This window comes from Pseudarthrobacter sp. 1C304 (genome assembly GCF_052245515.1).
Classification (GTDB): domain Bacteria; phylum Actinomycetota; class Actinomycetes; order Actinomycetales; family Micrococcaceae; genus Arthrobacter.
Map to the genome: position 1 here is coordinate 306,197 of NZ_JBQQCH010000001.1, position 18,893 is coordinate 325,089.

Annotated in this window: 15 protein-coding genes; 3 read left to right on the plus strand and 12 right to left on the minus strand. The window is 65.7% G+C overall.

The window, feature by feature from the left end:
* Nucleotides 1–3: 3 nt before the first annotated feature.
* Genes ACTWQD_RS01480 through glyA form a run of 6 tightly spaced genes read right to left on the minus strand, consistent with a single transcriptional unit; the run spans nt 4 to nt 7,971 of the window.
* A complete protein-coding gene (locus ACTWQD_RS01480; RefSeq protein ID WP_443194432.1) occupies nt 4–1,377 on the minus strand; it encodes an L-serine ammonia-lyase in 1,374 nt (457 codons plus the stop codon).
* A gap of 1 nt (nt 1,378) precedes the next feature.
* The gene (locus ACTWQD_RS01485) at nt 1,379–2,014 is read right to left on the minus strand and encodes a sarcosine oxidase subunit gamma (RefSeq protein WP_443194433.1); all 636 of its coding nucleotides are present in this window, start codon (nt 2,012–2,014) and stop codon (nt 1,379–1,381) included.
* Complete coding sequence (locus tag ACTWQD_RS01490) at nt 2,007–4,952, minus strand: sarcosine oxidase subunit alpha family protein (RefSeq protein WP_443194434.1); 2,946 nt, start codon at nt 4,950–4,952, stop codon at nt 2,007–2,009. Before ACTWQD_RS01490 ends, ACTWQD_RS01485 begins: the two co-directional genes overlap by 8 nt.
* A complete protein-coding gene (locus ACTWQD_RS01495) occupies nt 4,949–5,371 on the minus strand; it encodes a sarcosine oxidase subunit delta (RefSeq protein ID WP_443194435.1) in 423 nt (140 codons plus the stop codon). Before ACTWQD_RS01495 ends, ACTWQD_RS01490 begins: the two co-directional genes overlap by 4 nt.
* Before the next feature lie 27 nt (nt 5,372–5,398).
* Nucleotides 5,399–6,619 (minus strand): sarcosine oxidase subunit beta family protein, encoded by a 1,221-nt coding sequence (locus tag ACTWQD_RS01500; protein WP_066432299.1) that lies wholly within the window; start codon nt 6,617–6,619, stop codon nt 5,399–5,401.
* Nucleotides 6,616–7,971 carry a serine hydroxymethyltransferase gene (glyA, locus tag ACTWQD_RS01505; RefSeq protein ID WP_443194436.1) on the minus strand — a complete coding sequence of 452 codons (1,356 nt, stop codon included), beginning with the start codon at nt 7,969–7,971 and terminating at the stop codon, nt 6,616–6,618. Before glyA ends, ACTWQD_RS01500 begins: the two co-directional genes overlap by 4 nt.
* Before the next feature lie 169 nt (nt 7,972–8,140).
* Here glyA and ACTWQD_RS01510 point away from each other — a divergent pair, with 169 nt between their 5' ends.
* Both ACTWQD_RS01510 and ACTWQD_RS01515 read left to right on the plus strand, forming a co-directional pair.
* Nucleotides 8,141–8,812 carry a GntR family transcriptional regulator gene (locus ACTWQD_RS01510; protein WP_443194437.1) on the plus strand — a complete coding sequence of 224 codons (672 nt, stop codon included), beginning with the start codon at nt 8,141–8,143 and terminating at the stop codon, nt 8,810–8,812.
* 62 nt (nt 8,813–8,874) lie between these two features.
* On the plus strand, nt 8,875–10,095 hold the full coding sequence (locus ACTWQD_RS01515) for an MFS transporter (RefSeq protein WP_443194438.1): 1,221 nt from the start codon (nt 8,875–8,877) through the stop codon (nt 10,093–10,095).
* 27 nt (nt 10,096–10,122) lie between these two features.
* Here ACTWQD_RS01515 and ACTWQD_RS01520 read toward each other — a convergent pair whose 3' ends face one another.
* From ACTWQD_RS01520 to ACTWQD_RS01540, 5 genes are all read right to left on the minus strand, one after another.
* Nucleotides 10,123–11,211: a LacI family DNA-binding transcriptional regulator gene (locus ACTWQD_RS01520; RefSeq protein ID WP_443194439.1), complete on the minus strand. Its 1,089-nt coding sequence runs from the start codon at nt 11,209–11,211 to the stop codon at nt 10,123–10,125.
* 38 nt (nt 11,212–11,249) lie between these two features.
* Complete coding sequence (locus tag ACTWQD_RS01525; RefSeq protein ID WP_443194440.1) at nt 11,250–12,155, minus strand: carbohydrate ABC transporter permease; 906 nt, start codon at nt 12,153–12,155, stop codon at nt 11,250–11,252.
* Nucleotides 12,152–13,033, minus strand: a complete 882-nt coding sequence (locus tag ACTWQD_RS01530) for a carbohydrate ABC transporter permease (protein ID WP_443194897.1) — start codon at nt 13,031–13,033, stop codon at nt 12,152–12,154. Before ACTWQD_RS01530 ends, ACTWQD_RS01525 begins: the two co-directional genes overlap by 4 nt.
* A 121-nt stretch (nt 13,034–13,154) precedes the next feature.
* On the minus strand, nt 13,155–14,489 hold the full coding sequence (locus ACTWQD_RS01535) for an ABC transporter substrate-binding protein (protein WP_443194441.1): 1,335 nt from the start codon (nt 14,487–14,489) through the stop codon (nt 13,155–13,157).
* A 47-nt stretch (nt 14,490–14,536) separates the two neighbouring features.
* Complete coding sequence (locus ACTWQD_RS01540) at nt 14,537–15,973, minus strand: family 43 glycosylhydrolase (protein WP_443194442.1); 1,437 nt, start codon at nt 15,971–15,973, stop codon at nt 14,537–14,539.
* A 279-nt stretch (nt 15,974–16,252) separates the two neighbouring features.
* Between ACTWQD_RS01540 and ACTWQD_RS01545 the strand changes: the two genes are divergently transcribed.
* Entirely contained in the window at nt 16,253–17,812 is a 1,560-nt protein-coding gene (locus ACTWQD_RS01545; RefSeq protein WP_443194443.1) for a glycoside hydrolase family 32 protein, read from the plus strand.
* Between the two features lie 99 nt (nt 17,813–17,911).
* Here ACTWQD_RS01545 and ACTWQD_RS01550 read toward each other — a convergent pair whose 3' ends face one another.
* A complete protein-coding gene (locus ACTWQD_RS01550) occupies nt 17,912–18,844 on the minus strand; it encodes a LysR family transcriptional regulator (RefSeq protein WP_443194444.1) in 933 nt (310 codons plus the stop codon).
* Nucleotides 18,845–18,893: the final 49 nt, after the last annotated feature.

The window sequence follows — 18,893 nt, forward strand, 5'->3', positions numbered from 1 at the left end:
GGCTCAGCACTCGATCACATTGACGGCGAGGCCTCCGCGGGAGGTCTCCTTGTATTTGGTTTTCATGTCCGCTCCTGTCTCACGCATGGTCTTGATGGCTTTATCCAGCGACACCTTGTGGCTGCCGTCGCCGTGCAGCGCCAGCCGCGCGGCGTTGATGGCCTTCACGCTGGCGATCGCGTTCCGTTCGATGCAGGGGATCTGCACCAGGCCGCCGACGGGGTCGCAGGTCAGCCCGAGGTTGTGCTCGATCCCCACCTCGGCGGCGTTCTCCACCTGTTCGGGGGTGCCGCCGAGGACCTCGCACAGCCCGGCGGCGGCCATGGAGCAGGCGGAACCCACCTCGCCCTGGCAGCCCACTTCCGCGCCGGAGATGGAGGCGTTGATCTTGAACAGGATCCCGACGGCGGCCGCCGCCAGCAGGAAGCGGACCACGCCGTCGTCGTCGGCGCCGGGGACAAACTTGACGTAGTAGTGCAGCACTGCGGGGACGATGCCGGCCGCGCCGTTGGTCGGGGCGGTGACGATGCGCCCGCCGGCGGCGTTTTCCTCGTTGACCGCGAGGGCAAAGAGGTTCACCCACTCCATAGCCCGGAGCGGATCGGTGACCCCCGTGTCCGCCGTCAGTGTCTGGAACAACGACGGCGCGCGGCGGCGGACGTTGAGCCCGCCCGGCAGGATTCCGTCCGCGGCGCAGCCGTTGTCCACGCATTCGCGCATCACCGCCCACAGCTTCAGAAGTTCTTCTCGGAGTTCCGCTTCTGTCCGCCAGGTCAGTTCATTGGCGAGCATGACGTCGGAGATGGACATGCCCTCGCGCTTGCAGATCGCCAGGAGTTCGTCCGCGGTGGTGAACGGGTAGGGGAGGACGGTGGAGTCGGCCACCACCCGGTCACCGGCGTCGGCGTCCCCGTCCACCACGAAGCCGCCCCCAATGGAATAAAAGCTCCGTTCGCTGAGGACTGCCCCGGTGTGGTCCAGGGCGCGGAAGGTCATGCCGTTCGGGTGTGCGGGCAGGGACTTGCGGCGGTGCAGCAGCACGTCCTCGTCCCAGTTGAAGTCCACACGGTGGTCGCCGCCGATCCACAGCTCGGCGTCGAGGGCCGCGGCGGCCACCTGGTCATCGGCTGTGAAGGTGTCCACGGTTTCCGGGTCCAGACCCTTGAGGCCCAGGACCACGGCCTTGTCCGAGCCGTGGCCGCGACCCGTGGCACCGAGTGAGCCGAACAGCTCGGCCTGCACGCGCCTGGTAGAGCTCAGGTGTCCGTCGCCCTTGAGTCCGTCCGCGAACAGCTTTGCTGCCCGCATCGGGCCGACCGTGTGTGACGACGACGGCCCGATGCCAACGGAGAACAGGTCCAGGACGCTGAGGGCCATGTCAGGGGACCTCGGGGGAGGCGTACTCCCGCATCGCGTCCAGGAGCCAGCGGCCCAGGAAGTCGGCGAAGGAGGCGCGGGGGAAGAGCCGGAAGGACTCCTCGCCGGTCTTCCAGAGCACCACCGGGATGTTGCCGATTTCCGTGGACAGTGCCGTGCCGGCCTTCAACGTCCGCGGGTGCAGGTCCAGGGCGCAGCCCTTTTCCAGGACGGCGCGGGCGCGGGGGCCGGACAGCTCGAACGTGGTGCGGTTGGCGGACAGGTCCACCACCTGGCCCGGGGCGTCACCCAGCGCTTCCGTGAGGGAACCGATCAGGTTGCCGCCCAGGGAATCGTGGGCCTCCTCCGGTGCCACCACCAGGAATTCCGAGGGTCCCAGCCAAAGGACGCTGACGCCGTCGGTTCCGGTCACTTCACCGCAGCGTGCCGGCAGGCCGCCGGTAGCGCCGGCGATCCGCGAAGCGCCCTCCGAGCGGGGATCCACGCGGACCCCGGCCATGGTCTGGAAGGGGCCTTCCGCCAGGACAACCTTGCCCTGGACGGAGCCGGCCTCGAGTGCCGACGCCAAATGTGAGGCGGGGCTGCGGCGGATGTCCCGGAGTCCATTGATGCCTTCGAGTGCTGCTGAATTAGCCATCTTTGCGGGTCCCTTCGGGGTCAAACAGTACGGTTTCTGCGACAACAACATCGACCAGCTGGTCGCCGGCCACGGCCACCAGGTTCTCGCCGATGCGGTTGCGGCCATTTTTGATCAGTGCCAGGCCAAACGAGCGGCCCAGGGCGGCGCTGTGGTAGCTCGAGGTGACGAAGCCCTGCATGGGGACGGGGCCGTAAGCGGGGCTGGTGCTGATGCCCTGCTCCACAAGCTGGGTTCCTTCCGGTAGCCGGATGGAGCCGTCCACCGGCAGGACGCTGACCAGGTGCTTACGGTCCTCGCGCTGCCCGTCGGCCCGGGCGTAGGAGCGCTTGCCGATGAATTCCTTCGCCTTGGAGACGATCCATTCCATCCCCGCGTCCTGCGGGGTGACGGTGCCGTCGGTGTCCTGCCCGACGATCGGGTAGCCCTTCTCGGCGCGGAGCACGTGCATGGTTTCGGTGCCGTAGGGGGTGATGTTGAATTCTGCCCCGGCTGCGGCCACGGCTTCCCAGGTGTTCAGCCCGTACCAGGACGGCACGTTGATCTCGTACGCCAGCTCGCCGGAGAACGAGATCCGGCAGATCCGGGCCCGCACGCCGGAGGCGAGGGTGGTCTCGCGGAAGGTCATGAAGGGGAAGGCTTCTGCTTCCAGCCCGCCGTCCGCTGCCAGTTCCGGTGCCACCTTGGCAAGCACCGCGCGGGATTTAGGCCCGACGACGGCAATCGTGCTCCACTGTTCGGTCACCGAGGTGCAGTGCACGTCGAGTTCCGGCCATTCGGTCTGGAGCCATTCCTCCAGCCAGTCCAGGACCTTCGCGGCGCCGCCGGTGGTGGTGGTCATGAAGTAGCGGTCGTCATCGAGGCGCAGGGTCACGCCGTCGTCGAAGATCATGCCGTCCGCCATGCACATCACGCCGTAGCGGGCGGAACCCGGGGCGAGCTTCTTGAACGCGTTGGTGTAGATCCGGTTGAGGAACTCACCGGCGTCCTTGCCGCGGATTTCGATCTTGCCGAGGGTGGTGGCATCCATGAAGCCCACGGACGCGCGGACGGCGGCGCATTCGCGCAGCACGGCAGCGTCCATGTCCTCGCCCGCCTGGGGGTAGTACCAGGGGCGCTTCCACTGTCCGACGTCTTCGAACAATGCGCCCTTGGCCTCGTGCCACGGGTGGATGGAGGTCTTGCGGGCGGGGTCGAACAGTTCGCCGCGCTGGCGTCCGGCCAGTGCTGCGAACGCCACCGGCGTGAACGGCGCCCGGTAGGTGGTGGTGCCGATGTCGCCGATGCCCCTGGACGCTTCGCCGGCCGTGCGGAGTGCGGCGGCGATGACGCCGATCGCGTTGACGCCGGAGGTCTTGCCCTGGTCATTGGCGGTGCTGATGGAGGTGTACCGCTTGATGTGCTCCACCGAGCGCATGCCTGCTCCGGTGGACCGCAGCACGTCAGCCACTGACTGGTCGCGCTGGAAGTCCACGAAGTGGTGGTGCCAGTCGTCCGGCGTGCCTTCCTGGCCCGGGACCAGCCAGAGCTGGCGGGTGGGGGCGGAAGCCTTCGGCTCGCCGAGCGGGGACGGCTTGGTTTCCGAGGCGAAGCCTGCCGCGATGGCAGCGGCTGCTCCGGCGGAGATGCCCTCGGCCAGCACGTCTTCGAGTTCGAAGCTGCCGCGGCCGGAACCGATGGTCTGCTGGTTCGGGACCACGGTGCTCGGCACAAAAGCGGCGAGCTCGTCGTCCCAACGCAGCTTGCCCTGGCGCTGGGAGTGCAGGTGCACCAGCGGGCTCCAGCCGCCGGAAACTGCCAGCAGGTCGCAGGCGATTTCCTCGACGCCGGAGGTGAGTTCGCCGTCGTCGTTGATGCTGCGTACGGTGACGCTCTCAACCCGGCCGTTGGCGCTGCCGGAAGCGGTGTTTGCCACGGCGCTGCCGATCAGCACGCGGGTGCCGGCTTCGACGGCGGCGGCAGCCACCTTCGAGATCTGGGGGCGGGCATCCACAACGGCCGCAAGCTTGACGCCGGCAGCCCGCAAGTCCGCGGCAAGGGCATAGGCGCTGTCGTTGGTGGTGCTGATGACCACGCGCTGCCCGGCGGCCACGGCGTAGCGGTTGAGGTAGCTGCGGACGGCGGAGGCCAGGATGATGCCGGGGCGGTCGTTGTTCTCGAACACCAGCGGGCGTTCGTGCGCACCGGGGGCCAGGATCACCTGATTAGCACGGACGTGCCAAATCCGCTGGCGCGAAATGCCGGGGGCGGCGGGGCTGGACAGGTGGTCGGTCCGGTTCTGGACTGCGATGACGTAGTTGGCGTCGTAGGCACCGAAAGCCGTGGTGCGGTTCAGGACCGTGGACTCGGCGCCGGAAACCAACTCGGCTTCCACATCCGCAACCCATTCCAGGGCCGGCTTGCCTTCGATGGTCTCGGCCAGTTCCGGGGCGGTGGAGCCGGACAGGAGTGAACCGCCCAGTTCGGGCTGGTCGTCCATGAGGATGACGCGGGCGCCGGTGCGGACAGCCTCACGGGCCGCGGCCAGGCCGGCGGGGCCGCCGCCGATGACCAGGACGTCGGTGTGGACGTACTTCTTGTCGTATTCCGCCCGGTCTTCTTCCGGGTCCAGCTTGCCAAGGCCGTTGAGCAGTTCCGCCTTCAGGCCGTCCACCAGGGTGATGGTGGTGGCGGGGAGCATGGACTCGGCAACGTCGCCGGGGAAGCGCGGCGCGATTTTGACCATTGCATTGGATTCCTCCACGCCGGCGGACATGATGCCCCGGGCACGGTCTTCATAGAGCGAGTTGCCGGCAGTGATGCGGCCGTTGGCGATCAGGGCCGAGGCGAGGGTGTCGCCGGGGTGGCCTGTGAATTCCTCGCCATCCACGGTGAAACGCCAGGAGATGGTCCGGTCGATGCGTCCGCCGGCGGCGAGGCGGGCGTTCTGGGAAGTCACTTGGTTGCTCCCTTCGGGGCGGTGGTGCTGGGGGCTGGATCGGCCGGGGCGATGCTGGTGCCCGAGATGCTGGGCGCTGCCGTACCGGTGGTGGTGCTGTCAGCGGCAAGGCTCGCAGTGCCGGTTTCAGCGGTTGGCGTTCCGGCGGCGTCCGGGCGGGGCGTGCCCATCGGGTACACAGCCTTGATGTCGTACGTGACGGTGTCACGGAGCATGTTGAACCACTGGCGGCAGCCGGTGCTGTGAAGCCAGCGCTCGGCGAAGATGCCCTTGGTGTTTTCCCGGTAGAACAGGAAGTGGGCCCATTCCTTGTCGTTCAGCTCGTTCGGGTTTTCCGGGTAGGGCACGTGGGCCTGGCCGCCGTAGTGGAACTCGGTCTCGTCGCGCGAGCCGCAGTTGGGGCAGGAGATAAGCAGCATGTGCGTCTTCTTTCTGGGGGACGGCGGCTAGTGGGCGACGGCGGCTGCGCCGTGTTCGTCGATGAGGGCTCCGGTTTCGAAGCGTTCCAGCGCAAAGGGCTGGTTCAGCCTGTGCGGCGTGCCGGTGGCGATGTTGTGGGCGAAGGTCATGCCGGCAGCCGGGGTGGCCTTGAAGCCGCCGGTGCCCCAGCCGCAGTTCACGAACATGTTCTCCACCGGGGTGTTGCCGACGATGGGGGAGGCGTCCAGGGTGGTGTCCACGATGCCGCCCCAGGTCCGGAGCACGTGGGCCCGGGCAAAGATGGGGAAAAGCTCGACGGCGGCAGCCATCTGGTGCTCGATCACGTGGAAGGAACCGCGCTGGCCGTAGCCGTTGTAGGAGTCCACGCCGGCGCCCATGACCAGTTCGCCCTTGTGGGCCTGGGAGACGTAGACGTGCACGTGGTTGGACATGACCACCGTGGGGTGGACCGGCTCGTGCAGTTCGGAGACCAGCGCCTGAAGCGGGTGGGACTGGATGGGAAGCTCGAAGCCCGCCATTTCGGCCAGCACGGAGCTGTGCCCGGCTGCGGCGAGGCCCACTTTTTCGGTGTTGATGGTGCCGCGGTTGGTCTTGACGCCGGTGACCCGGTTGCCGTCCTTGACGAAACCGGTGACTTCGCAGTTCTGGATGATGTCCACGCCCATTTCATCGCATTTGCGGGCGAAGGCCCACGCCACGTGGTCGTGTTTGGCGATGCCGGCGCGCGGCTGGTACGTGGCGCCCATGACGGGGTAGCGGATGTTGTCGCTGATGTTCAGGATCGGGCAAAGTTCCTTGACCTGCTTCGGGTCCAGCCATTCAGCGTCCACACCGTTGAGCTGGTTCGCCCCCACCCGCCGCATGCTTTCGCGGACGTCGCCCAGGGTGTGGGCGAGGTTCATGACGCCGCGCTGGCTGAAGAGGAAGTCGTATTCGAGTTCCTCGGGCAGGATCTCCCAGAGCTTGAGGGCATGCTCGTAAATGGCTGCGCTCTCGTCCCAGAGGTAGTTGGAGCGGATGATCGTGGTGTTCCGGGCCATGTTGCCGCCGGCCAGCCAGCCCTTTTCCAGGACGGCGATGTTGGTCATACCGTGGTTCTTGGCCAGGAAGTAGGCCGTCGCCAGGCCGTGCCCGCCGCCGCCCACAATGACGGCGTCGTAGCTTTTCTTGGGGTCCGGGTTGCGCCAAAGGAAATCCGGGTGCTCCGGGAGCTGTTGGGTGCTCACTGGGCTGCTCCAATCAGGTCAGATTCGAATGCGGCAATTTCGGTGCCGCCATTGAGATGGGCGTAGAGGGGGAACTGCTCTGCCAGGGCAGTGACGCGGGCGCGGAGCTCGACGACGGTGCTTTCCTCGAGGGATGCGCTTCCGGCAGTTCCGGTTGCGGCTGCGGCGATCAACGCCGTCGCGATGATGTCCGCAACCTCCGTGAATTCGACGGCGCCGAAGCCGCGGGTGGCGAGGGCAGGCGTACCGATCCGGAGTCCGGAGGACACCATTGGCGGGCGCGGGTCGAAGGGGACCGCGTTGCGGTTCACCGTGATGCCGATGCGGTGCAGGGCGTCTTCGGCCTGCTGTCCGTCCAGCTCGGAGTGGCGGAGGTCCACCAGGACCAGGTGCACGTCGGTGCCGCCGTTGACCACGGAGATGCCTGCGGCAGCAACGTCGTCGCGCAGGAGCCGTTCGGCCAGGAGCTTGGAGCCCTGCAGTACGCGTTCCTGGCGTTCTTTGAATTCGGGGGAACCGGCGAGCTTGAAGGCCACGGCTTTGGCGGCAATGACGTGTTCCAGGGGGCCGCCCTGCTGGCCGGGGAACACGGCGCTGTTGATCTTCTTGGCGTACTGCTCCTTGGCGAGGATGACTCCGCCGCGGGGTCCGCCGAGGGTTTTGTGCGTGGTGGTGGTGACGACGTCGGCGTACGGCACCGGGTTGGGGTGCAGCCCTGCGGCCACCAGGCCGGCGAAGTGCGCCATGTCCACCATGAGGTAGGCGCCCACCAGATCGGCGATGCGGCGGAATTCGGCGAAATCAAGCTGGCGGGAGTACGCGGACCAGCCGGCCACGATCAGCTTGGGCCGGTGCTCCAGCGCCAGTGCTTCAACCTCGGCCATGTCGATCCGGAGGTCGGATTCGCGCACGTTGTAAGGGACCACGTTGTAGAGCTTGCCGGAGAAGTTGATCTTCATGCCGTGCGTGAGGTGGCCGCCGTGTGCCAGGCTCAGGCCCATGATGGTGTCGCCCGGGTTCAGCAGGGCGAACATGGCGGCAGCGTTGGCCTGGGCGCCGGAGTGCGGCTGGACGTTGGCGAACTCCGCGCCGAAGAGGGCCTTAACACGGTCAATGGCGAGCTGTTCGATCACGTCGACGTGTTCGCAGCCGCCATAGTAGCGCTTGCCCGGGTAACCCTCGGCGTACTTGTTCGTCAGGACCGAGCCCTGCGCCTCCATAACGGCGGACGGGGCGAAGTTCTCGGAGGCGATCATCTCCAGGGTGGACTGCTGGCGGCCCAGCTCGTCGGCGATGGCCTGGTGGACCTCGGGATCGACTGCGGAAAGTCGGTCGTTCAACTGCTCAACCACGGATGCTCCTTTGAAATACCACTTGCTGTATAACTGATATATCAGTGTGGGATCAATGGTATGATTGGGGTCACAGCAGAGTCAATAGCTGCATGAAAGTGGCACAGCACTTCCGGTTGGAGGCGTGGTCACTGCATGGAAGAGTCAGCACGGAGAACGGAGCGGCACTGTGAATGCACTTCTTGCCCTGCCTCGGACTGAGGACGAGGCGCCATCCCAGGCGGAGGCCGCTTACCGGCAGCTGCGGGACAAGCTGATCATGCTGGAGATCCGTCCGGGCGAGCCCATTAACGAGGGCCAGCTCGCGGCCGAGCTGGGTTTCGGGCGCACTCCCGTGCGGGAGGCCATCAAACGCCTGGAAGTGGACCACCTGGCCGTTTCTTATCCGCGCCGCGGGACCTTTGCCACAAATGTGGACTTCACTGAGCTGGCCGATGTCTCGGAGATCCGCGAACTGCTGGAGCCGCTGGCCGCCCGCCGGGCGGCGAAGAGGGCCAGTGAAGGCATGCGCCGCGAACTGCTACAGGTGGCCGATGCCATCGCGGAGCTGGGGCCCGGCCAGGCCGAATCGCGCGAACTCATGCGGTATGACCTCATGGTGCACCGGCTGATCTACAAGGCGGCAGCGAACCCGCACCTGGAGAGCACCCTCATCCGCTACGACAACCTCGCCACCCGCATCTGGTGCGTGGTGCTGGACAAGGTGCCGTCCGTCAGCGGCCACATCACCGAGCATGTGGACCTGCTCAAGGCGGTGGCCTCGGGCGACGCCGACAAGGCCGCCGAGCTGGCCCTGCACCACGTCACCAGCTTCGAGGAAACCATCCGCAAGGTGCTGTAGCCCCCGGGACGCTCCCTCACATTAGGCCGCTTTTGTGTGGACGCTCCCTCACTCTTGAAAGGATGGAACACGCAACGATGCCCGCTGCCACCCTGAACGCACAGGACCGCACTGTCCGGTTCGGCTTCGCCTTCATCGGCGTTCTGCTCATTGCAGTCAACCTCCGGGTGTCCTTTGTCAGTGTGGGACCGGTCCTCGCGAACATCAGCTCCGACCTTGGTTTGTCCAGCGCTGCTGCGGGGTTCCTGACGGGCCTTCCGCTCATTGCTTTCGCAGTCTTTTCACCCCTGGCGCCCGGCTTCGCCACCCGCCTGGGCCTCGACCGTGCGCTGTGGATGTCGTTGCTGTTCCTGGCCTCCGGCATTGCGCTCCGCTCCTTGCCCGTTCCCGGATTCATCTGGGTGGGCACAGCACTGATCGGCCTCGCGATCGCGTTCCTCAATGTCCTGGTCCCGTCGCTGGTGAAGCGGGACTTTCCCACGCGGGTCAGCCAGCTCACCGGAAGCTACACCGCCACCCAGGCCGCCTTCGCCGCTGTGGGGGCCGCCGTCGTCGTACCCGTTGCCCAGACTTCCCCTGCGGGGTGGCGGCTTGCCCTCGGTATCTGGGTGGGACTTGCCCTCATCGCCATGGCGGTGCTCCTGCCCTGGCTGCGCCGGCACAGCTCCGGCACCATGAATGCCGGCAGGCCGGAAGTCTCCCACCAATCGCCTTGGACCTCGGCTTTGGGCTGGCAGGTGACCATTTTCATGGGGCTGCAGTCGATCGCCTTCTACGTCCTGATGGCATGGCTGCCTACAATCGAACAAAGCCGCGGGGTCCCGGCGACTACCGCCGGCATCCACCTGTCCGTATTCCTGCTGGTCAGCGTCTTCGCCAGCCTCGTAGCAGGGGGCATCCTTCACCGCGGGTCGGACCAGCGGCTCGTTTCCTTCGCCAGCGGCGCGCTGATGGTTGTGACGTTCCTGGGCCTGGCCCTCGCACCGGACCTCATCCTGCTGTGGGTCCTCCTGGGGGCGGCCGGGTGCGGAAGCCTCATTGTCATTGCCCTGTCGCTGTTCAGCCTCCGGACTGTGAACTACCCGCAGGCGGCATCATTGTCCGGCATGGCGCAGTCGGTGGGCTATGGCCTGGCTGCTGTGGGGCCGGTGATGTTCGGTGCTCTTCGCGATCTGAGCGGAGACTGGACGCTTCCGCTGCTGGTCACCGCGGGCATCATGGCGGTCCTTGCCGTGACGGGTGTGCTCGCGGGGCGGAACCGGGTGATCAGCGCTTCAGCATGACCACCCGCCGTCGTGCTGTTCTCCAAGTCAGGCCCGCGCCTGGGTCTTCACCGAGGTCCTTTCCACCGCAGGGCAGTGGATTTTCGCAACCCCGCCCGTGCCGGTTTCCGGCGCCACGTCAAGCCCGAGCAGCATCCTCACACCCGCCGCACCCAGCTCGTAGTGGGGGAGGGACACCGTGGACAGCGGGGGCCGCAGATGGGCGGCAATGACTTCCTGGTTGTCGAACCCCACCACGGCCATGTCGTCCGGGATGGAGAGGCCGTGCTCGCGCAGGCCGTCGTAGAGGCCCATGGCCATCCGGTCGTTGTAGCAGTAAACAGCGGTCGCACCACGCTTGAGGAGTTCCTCCGTAGCCCGGTAACCGCCTTCCTGGTCCGGATACGCCTCCAGGACAAGGGAAGGGTCGAAGGCAACGCCTGCGTTCTCGAGTGCCTCACGGTACCCCTGGAGCCGCCCGTCCTTGGCCGGGGCGGGGATGGTGGCGTTGATGAAAGCGATCCTTCGGTGCCCGTGCCCCAGCAGTATGTCCGTGGCTGAGCGGCCACCCTGGACCTCGTCCGGTACCACCGCCCGGGTCCCGGGTTCGCTGGAGAAGCAGTTGACCAGGACGAAGTCGGCTTCGCGCAGCGGCGCCGGAATATCCGTCTGGCGGTGGAACCAGGTGGAGTAGAGGATGCCGCGCACCTTGTATTCGAGCATCATCTGGATGGCGTCCTGCTCGAGTTCGTTGTTGCCCTCCGTGTTGGCGATGAGGAGGGCGTACCCGTGCTTCCACGCCTCGTCCTGCGCACCATGAATGATCTGGCCGGCGAAGGGCGTGGTGGCAACGCCGTCAGCCACCAGTCCGATGAACCGGGACGTACCGCTGACCAGGGTCTTGGCCATCGCGTTGGGCCGGTAACCCAGGGTACGGATGGCGTCCTGCACCCGCCGGCGGGTTTCCTCGGCAATCCGGGCGGCCTTTTTCTTGTTGACCACCAGCGACACTGTTGCCGTGGAAACGCCGGCCGCTTCTGCCACATCGCGGAGGGTGACGGGGTGCGTGCGCTCCGGGGTTTTCGGCGTCCGGGCGCCAGGGACCGGCGCCTCCGCACCATTCTCCATTGAACTCATCTGCCCTCCTTGAGGAGTATATCCATCCGCCGTTGCCGTCATCCCTTCGTCGCCCCGCTTTCAAGTCCCTGGATCATGGCCTTGTTGAGCACCAGGAACACCAGCAGCAGCGGGGTGACGGTCACGCAGACCGCGGCGAACGTTGCCGTCCAGTCCACCTTGCCCATGGCGCCGATGTAGTTCTGCAGGCCCAGCGGAATGGTCTTCAGGTCCTCGGACAGGACGAACGTGTTGGCGAAGATGAAGTCGTTCCAGATGAAGATGCTGTTCACCAGGACCACGGTCACCACGGTGTTCAGGGACAGCGGCATGGTGATCAGCCCAAAGATCCGGTACGGTCCGGCGCCGTCCAGGGACGCTGCCTCGTACGTTTCCTTGGGGATGTACTCGTAGAACGAGCAGAACAAGTAGATGGACATGGGCAGCGAGAACCCGGCCAGCGGGATGATCATGGACAGGTAGGTGTCCAGCAGGTTCACCGCCGAGTAGTCGATGAACAGCGGGACCAGGGCGATCTGCACCGGGACGATGATGCCGATCAGGAACAGCCCACGGACCAGTTTGCTGAGCCGGAACCCCAGCACCTGGATGGCGTAGGCGGCCATCATGCCCAGCAGGACGATCAGGATGTTCGCCCCCATGGTGACAATGAAGCTGTTGAGGATGTTCCGTCCCAAGTCGCCGGTCTCAAAGGCCCGTGCATAGTTCTCCCATGTCAGGGAGCTGGGCAGGGCGAAGGGATCGCCGGTGGCAAAGTCCTGTTCCGTACGGAGGCTGGTCAGGAACAGCCACGCCAGCGGGTACACCTGCACGATCACGATGAGCATGATCAGCACCCGGGACAGCGTCCGGAACAGGTCCGGCCTGCGCCGGCGGCGCTTGACGGGCGGCCGTGAAGGTACGACGGCGGCGGGCGGGGTGGGAGGGGCTGTCTGGGTGATCATGAGTCTGCCTTCCGCTTCAGCACGAACAGGATGAGGCCGACGGCGACGAGGCACTCAACCACGATGAACACGGAGATGGTGCTGGCGTAGCCGAAGTCCGTGCTGGTGAACGCCGTCTTGTACATGTAGGTGGTGAGCAGTTCCGAGGACTGTCCCGGACCGCCATTGGTCATCAGGTAGGGGATGTCGAAGCCGCGCAACCCGTAGGTGGTGGCCATGATGGTGGTGGTGATCCAAACCGGACGGATATACGGGAAGCGGATCTTGGTGAACAGCGTCCACCGGGAGGCACCATCCAAAACTGCGGCTTCCTCAAGCTCCTTGGGCACCGCGAGCAGGGCCGCGTAGATGATGAGCATGTACAGACCGGTGAAACGCCAGCCCTCCGGTGCGGACACGGCTGCCAGGACCGTGTTGACGTCCGAGAGCCAGGGCCGCTCCAGGTTGTCCAGGCCAACCCAGTGGAACAGCTGGTTGAGCAGTCCCACGGGTTCCAGGGAGTAGATCCGCACGAAAAGGAAGGCGATGGCCACCGTTGAGATGACGGCCGGCAGCAGGTAGAGGGTCTTGATCAGCTCGCGTCCGCGGCTGAGCGAGGTGAGGAGGCTGGCCACCACCAAGGCACCGCCGAGCTGCAGGACCAGGCAGATGGCCAGGTAGATAAGGGCGTTCAGGAACGCCCGCCAGAAGATATCGTCGGCAACAAACATGCGGACATAGTTGTCCAGGCCTACGAACTCCATATCGCTGATGCCGTTCCAGGAAAAGAAGCTTAGGAACAGGGACTGGAGGATGGGAAAGAGGACTGCTGCGGCGTAGAGCAGCAGCGGCGGAAGCAGGAAGACCAGGACCGAGGTCCGTGACCTGTTGGGCAGCATCCGGTTGGGTTGCATGGCGGGGCCTTTCGGGGCCTTGCGGGCGGGGGAAGCTCTTTTGCCTCTGAGTTCCCCCGCCGCGTCGGTTACGTGACGAAGCAGTGCCGGTGTGAAGAAGCGGTGCCTACTTGAAGAACTTCGGGGCGTTCTGCGCGATGGTCTTGTCCATGGTTTCGGTGAACTGCTCTGGCGTGATGTTGCCCTGCACCAGCAGCACCAGCTCCTGCTGCAACCGGCCGTTGGTGGTCGGGTCCAGTTGCGTGTCCCACGGCATGGCCTGCTTGGAACCGAGGCTGTTGGCCTGGTCCAGCGCCTTTTGGTACAGCGGCGTGGCGTTGGCCGGGACAACCGTTTCGACGTCGGTGGTGGGGGACAGTGCGCCGGTGGCGGCGTATTCAGCGGGGTACTTTTCCAGGGCGAACTTCAGGAAGTCGCTCACCAAGGGATCGTAGGTCTTGGCGTTGACGGCCATGCCGATGCCGGATGGGGACACGAACTCGTTGGCGCCCGTCACGGATCCTGCGGTGGTGGGAAGTGTGAAAAAGTCGATGTCGTTGCGGACTGAGGGATTCAGCTTGTCCGTGGCCAGGCTGGGCAGCTCCCAGGTGCCGATGTTGTACATGGCAGCCTGGCCGGACGTGAACTGGTTCTGCGCGTCCGAGTAGCCCTGGGCGGAGAATCCGTCCTGGAAGCACTTGGCCTTGCCCAGTTCCGCCATCCAGTTCACGGTCTTCTGGCCAGCCGGATCGCTGAACTTCGCTTCGCCCTTCTTCAGTTTCTGGACGAACTCGGGGCCTGCTTCGCGGAACGGCTGGTAGGCGATGTAGCGCTCCAGCGGCCACTGGTCCTGGCCGTCGATGGCGATGGGGGTGATGCCGGCGCTGCGCAGGGCGGTGCACATGGCCGGGATGTCATCGAGCGAGGTGGGTACCGCCACGCCTGCTTTCTCCAGGAGTGCCTTGTTGTACCAGATGAATTCCAGCTCAAACTGGAAAGGGATCATGTACAGGGACCCGTCGTCGAAGCGCTGGTAGTCCAAGGCGCCAGGACGGTAGTTGTCGTAGATGTCCAGTGACTCCAGCAGCTGCTCGGCGTCCATCATCTTCCCCTGCTTGGCCAGCTGCTGGGCGAAAGGCGTGGCGTCCGTGTCGAACAGTTCGGGCAGCTTGTTGGCTGCCGCCAGGGTCTCGAGCTTCTGGATATAGGACGGCCGGTCCGGGGTGGTGATCAGGTTGAGCTCAAAGCCCGGGTGCTCCTTGGCGTAGTCCGCGGCCAGCTTCTTCATGATGTTGATGACCGCGCCGTCGGCAGGGCGGGAGAGCAGCCACGAGATCTCGCGGGCCTTGATCTCGCCGGTGGGGCTGACGTTGGACGGATCGGTGGAGCTTGTGCCCCCGCAAGCGGTGAGAGCCAGGGCGGTAACCGCTGCAGCTGCGGCAGCGCGGAACATTTTCTTCATTGGGTCAATCTCCTTTGATTGGAACGGAGGTAGGGGTTTGGGTGTATTCAGTTGTCGGTACGCTTGCGTACTTCGAAGTCCGTGACAGTCACGGTGCCCTCGCCGGCGAACACGCCTATTCCGCCGGCGGGAAGGTCATAGATCCGGGTGCTGAGGGCCACCTGGCGGTCCACGACGGCGACGCAGAGGTCGCCGTCCACCACCACCTCCAGCGTGTGGCTGCCGGGGGAGAGGTCGCACGGACGTTCCAGTTCGATGGCGTAGGGCACGTCTCCGGAGACGTGCCATTGGGCCTCGCCGGTGATGCTCCGGGGCCACCGGTCGAACACCAGGCGGCTCCGCTTCGGTTCGAGGCGGAGGACGTAGGAGTGGTCGCCGTCGGGGCTGGAACGCAGCAGGATCCCGCATTCCGTGGTGCCGGCCTGGATGTCCAGCACCGCCCTGGCATAGAACTGCGTGGGCAGGTCGTTCGCTGTGACGGCGGCGCTGTAGGAGTCCGGTGCGTCCAGCCGGAGGGGCAGCGGGCGCTCCAGCTCAAGCGGGATCCCGTCCCAAAAACTGTCCACCAGCTCGTCCGCGAGGCCGAACGCCAGCGTCCCGTCGGCATTCTGCCGTGCCTCCAGGACGGACATGGTGCCCGCCCACTGCCAGGCACCGTCGTCGAGATTGCCTTCCTTGCTGGCAATCCAGCCGAAGAAGAACCGCCGGCCGTCCCGCTCCGCCGTCTTGGAGGCGTAGAACGCGCGGCCATCGACGCTGTCCAGGTCCGGGACCGTCCACGGGCCTTTGGGGCTCTTGGCCATCCGGTACCGGGTGGTGAACGTTTCGGAGAACTCGGAGTAGACCATGTACCACCAGCCGCCCCACTCGAACACGTCGGGGCATTCATGGGTGATGTACCTGCGGGGGTCCCAGAAGGGCTCGGTGTGCTGCCAGGACATCAAGTCCGTGGAAACGCACTGGGCGATGACCCCGCGGCGGCGTTCGGGGCCCTCGGAGTGCCGGGCTGCCAGGAGCATCCGCCACAGTCCGGCCGCCTCGTCGCGGAAGACGAAGGGGTCCCGCCAGTCCGCGGACTCGAACCCGTCCGGAGCGCCGAAGGTGAGCTCCGGGTGCTTGACCCAGGTGCCCATACCGTCCGTGCTGGTGGCATGCATGACCAGCTGCAGGGGCAGGCCGTCCGTTCCCAGGTTGTTCGGGTTCTGTCCTGTATAGAACAGGTGGTGGATGCCTGAGCCGTCAACAATGATGCTGCCCGTGTAGCAGTTGAAGTCCAAGTCGTCTGTGGTGCCGTGGGAGAGTGCCACCCCGTGGTCCTGGAACTGGGTGAGGTCCTTGGTGGTCACCAGGTTCCAGGCCGTGCCGGGCTTCGGGTCGGAGCGGACCTCGTGAAGGTAGAAGAGCCAGAACTCCCCGTCCTTCTGGAACGGGATAAGGTCTCCGACCCATGCATCGGCGGGCTGGAAGAAAACTGGGTAGCTCATCGTCAGTGATGTCCGTTTCTGCTAAAGCGTTTGATCACCCCGAAGCTAGCGCGAAAACGGTGAGTGATCAAGCGTTTTAGCAGAATAAGTTTTCGAAGGTTGCTTTGGCTGCTTTTTGTCGGCGGTCAGTTTCGCTGGAACGCTTGACCGCCGCCTTGCCGCTCGGTATCTTCTTCTGCTAAAGCGCTTAAGCACTTGGTGATCCGGATGTGTGAACCACCGAAGGTTCCATCACCCCAAGCGCCCGGCGGAGCAGCCGCCCCCGAGAGGAAGTCAACGATGACACATGCCTTTTCCCGCCGCCGCGTCCTGCAAGGCACCGGAGCAGGAGCGCTCGCCCTGATCATGGGCGGTGGCGCAGCCGCCGCTCCCGCCCGGGCCGCGCAAGCCTCACAGCGGGCCGTCTACCATATGACGCCACCGTCGGGGTGGCTGTGCGACCCGCAGCGGCCGGTGTTCCTGGACGGCAAGTACCACCTCTACTACCTGCATTCCACGCAAAACAACGGCCAGGGCGGCTGGGACCATGCCACCACGGCGGACGGGGTGGCGTTCACCCATCACGGTGATGCGCTGCCGCTGCAGCCCGATTTCCCCGTGTGGTCCGGATCCGCAGTGGTGGACACGGCCAACACGGCCGGCTTCGGCGCGGGGGCCGTCGTTGTCCTAGCCACCCAGCCCACCGGCGGCATCCGGAAATACCAGGAGCAGTACCTCTACTGGTCCACGGACGGCGGCTACACGTTCACCGCGCTGCCCGAGCCGGTCATCGTGAACACCGATGGCAGGGCTGCGGTCACGCAGGCGGAAATCGACAACGCCGAATGGTTCCGGGACCCGAAAATCCACTGGGATGCGGCGCGCAACGAATGGGTCTGCGTGATCGGCCGGGCACGGTACGCGGCCTTCTATACGTCTTCGAACCTGCGCGACTGGCAGCTGAAGCGCAACTTCGACTTCCCCAACCCCGCGCTCGGCGGAATCGAGTGCCCCGACCTGTTCGAGATGACGGCCGACGACGGCACCAGCCACTGGGTGCTCGGCGCCAGCATGGACGCCCACAGCATTGGGCTGCCCATGACCTACGCCTACTGGATGGGCACGTGGGACGGGGAGCAGTTCCTGGCCGACGACGTCGCCAACCCGCAGTGGCTGGACTGGGGCTGGGACTGGTACGGCGCCGTCTCCTGGCCGGCCGCTGAGGCGCCCGCGACGCGGCGGTACGCGATCGGCTGGATGAACAACTGGAAGTACGCAGCCCGGGACGTTCCCACCGACCCCTCCGACGGGTACAACGGGCAAAACTCGGTCGTGCGGGAGCTGCGCCTGGAACGCCAGGGAGGCGGCTGGTACAGCCTGCTCAGCAGCCCCGTCACAGCGCTCTCGAACTACGTCAGGTCAACCACAACGCTCCCGGACCGGACCGTGAACGGCAGCTCTGTCCTGCCCTGGTGCGGCCGGGCCTACGAGCTGGAACTCGACATCTCCTGGGATGCTGCCGCGAATATCGGGGTCTCGGTGGGCCGCTCCGCCGACGGTGCCCGGCACACAAACATCGGCAAGTACGGCAGCGAGCTGTACGTGGACCGTGCACCCTCGGACCTTGCCGGCTACTCGCTGGTCCCATATACCCGGGCCGCGGCGCCCATCGACGCCGTCGCACGCTCAGTGCACCTGCGCATCTTCGTGGATACGCAAAGCGTCGAAGTGTTCATCAATGGAGGCCATACGGTGATCTCGCAGCAGGTGCATTTCGCGGACGGAGACACTGGGATTTCCTTCTACTCGGACGGCGGGCCGGCATACTTCTCCGGCATGAGCATCCGGTCCTTCGAATAGCCAGCCACGCCAATCGGCGGCCCCCGCGCAAAGGTGGGGGCCAGGGACTTTGCCCAACCCCGGGACGCCGAACGGCAGGGCGCCCCACCCCGGCGGCGTTTAGGAATCCTCTTCAAGCCGGGCGGTGAGGATGCGGTTGGCGTTGGCCTGCAGGATGTCGATCGACTCTTGGATCAGGGGCGAGGCGAGGCTGCCCCTGCGCGCTGCCACCACAATGCGGCGCGCGGGTTTCGCCTTACCGGTAATGCGTAGCCGAACCACGTTCTCGGCACCATTCAAAGGCGCCAGCCGGGGCAGGAAGCCAACGCCCAGCCCCGCACCCACGAACGCGATGTGGGTTTCCCATTCGACAGCCTCATGGGCAATCCGCGGCGTCACCCCCACTGCCGTGAACGCCGCGGTGAAGAGGGAATGGTAGGTGGAACCGGCGGCCTCGGTGATCCACGGCTCGGATGCCAGCTCTTCGAGCGTTGCCGTTTCCCGTGATGCCAGCGGATGGTCAGCGGGAACGATCACATCCAGGGGATCGTCGAGCAGGACTCGCTGCTCGAAACGCGGATCGTCCTCGCCATAACTGTCGGACTGCATGGCGACGATGACTGCAAGGTCGATTCGTTCCGCGACCAGCAAGTCGAAGCAGCGGGCCGGGTCAGCCTCAAGTACCTGCACCTCCAACTGGGGGCGGGTTGAACGCAGGGTGGCGGCCAACGGCGCGAGCAACTGGGCGGCTGCAGAGGAAAATCCGCCGAGGCCAAGACGGGGCTGCACCTGGTCGCCGGCCTTCATGGCTGCGGCGCGGAGGCTCTCCCACTGGGCGATCAGAGGATCCGATCCCGCCACGAGGAAGCGGCCCGTGGCGGTAAGCCGCACGCCCCGGCCGTCCTTTGTCAGCAGCTGCATTCCAAGCAGGCGCTGGAGTTCCCGCAATTGCGCGGAGACGGCAGAGGGAGAAAAACCCGTGAGCTCCGCGGTTGCGCCGATGGTGCCGCACCGGGCGAACACGCGGAGGGTGATAAGCCGTGCGTCGATCATGCACTAATTCTGCAAGGTTATCTCCCGAATTTTGCGCTTTTGTTGCAGC

Coding starts and splice junctions, on each gene's coding strand:
- ACTWQD_RS01530 (WP_443194897.1), bottom strand. CDS start 13,033: ATGCTGCCCAACAGGTCACGGACCTCGGTCCTGGTCTTCCTGCTTCCG.
- ACTWQD_RS01545 (WP_443194443.1), top strand. CDS start 16,253: ATGACACATGCCTTTTCCCGCCGCCGCGTCCTGCAAGGCACCGGAGCA.
- ACTWQD_RS01480 (WP_443194432.1), bottom strand. CDS start 1,377: ATGGCCCTCAGCGTCCTGGACCTGTTCTCCGTTGGCATCGGGCCGTCG.
- ACTWQD_RS01485 (WP_443194433.1), bottom strand. CDS start 2,014: ATGGCTAATTCAGCAGCACTCGAAGGCATCAATGGACTCCGGGACATC.
- ACTWQD_RS01525 (WP_443194440.1), bottom strand. CDS start 12,155: ATGATCACCCAGACAGCCCCTCCCACCCCGCCCGCCGCCGTCGTACCT.
- ACTWQD_RS01540 (WP_443194442.1), bottom strand. CDS start 15,973: ATGAGCTACCCAGTTTTCTTCCAGCCCGCCGATGCATGGGTCGGAGAC.
- ACTWQD_RS01515 (WP_443194438.1), top strand. CDS start 8,875: ATGGAACACGCAACGATGCCCGCTGCCACCCTGAACGCACAGGACCGC.
- ACTWQD_RS01550 (WP_443194444.1), bottom strand. CDS start 18,844: ATGATCGACGCACGGCTTATCACCCTCCGCGTGTTCGCCCGGTGCGGC.
- ACTWQD_RS01520 (WP_443194439.1), bottom strand. CDS start 11,211: ATGAGTTCAATGGAGAATGGTGCGGAGGCGCCGGTCCCTGGCGCCCGG.
- ACTWQD_RS01535 (WP_443194441.1), bottom strand. CDS start 14,489: ATGAAGAAAATGTTCCGCGCTGCCGCAGCTGCAGCGGTTACCGCCCTG.
- ACTWQD_RS01495 (WP_443194435.1), bottom strand. CDS start 5,371: ATGCTGCTTATCTCCTGCCCCAACTGCGGCTCGCGCGACGAGACCGAG.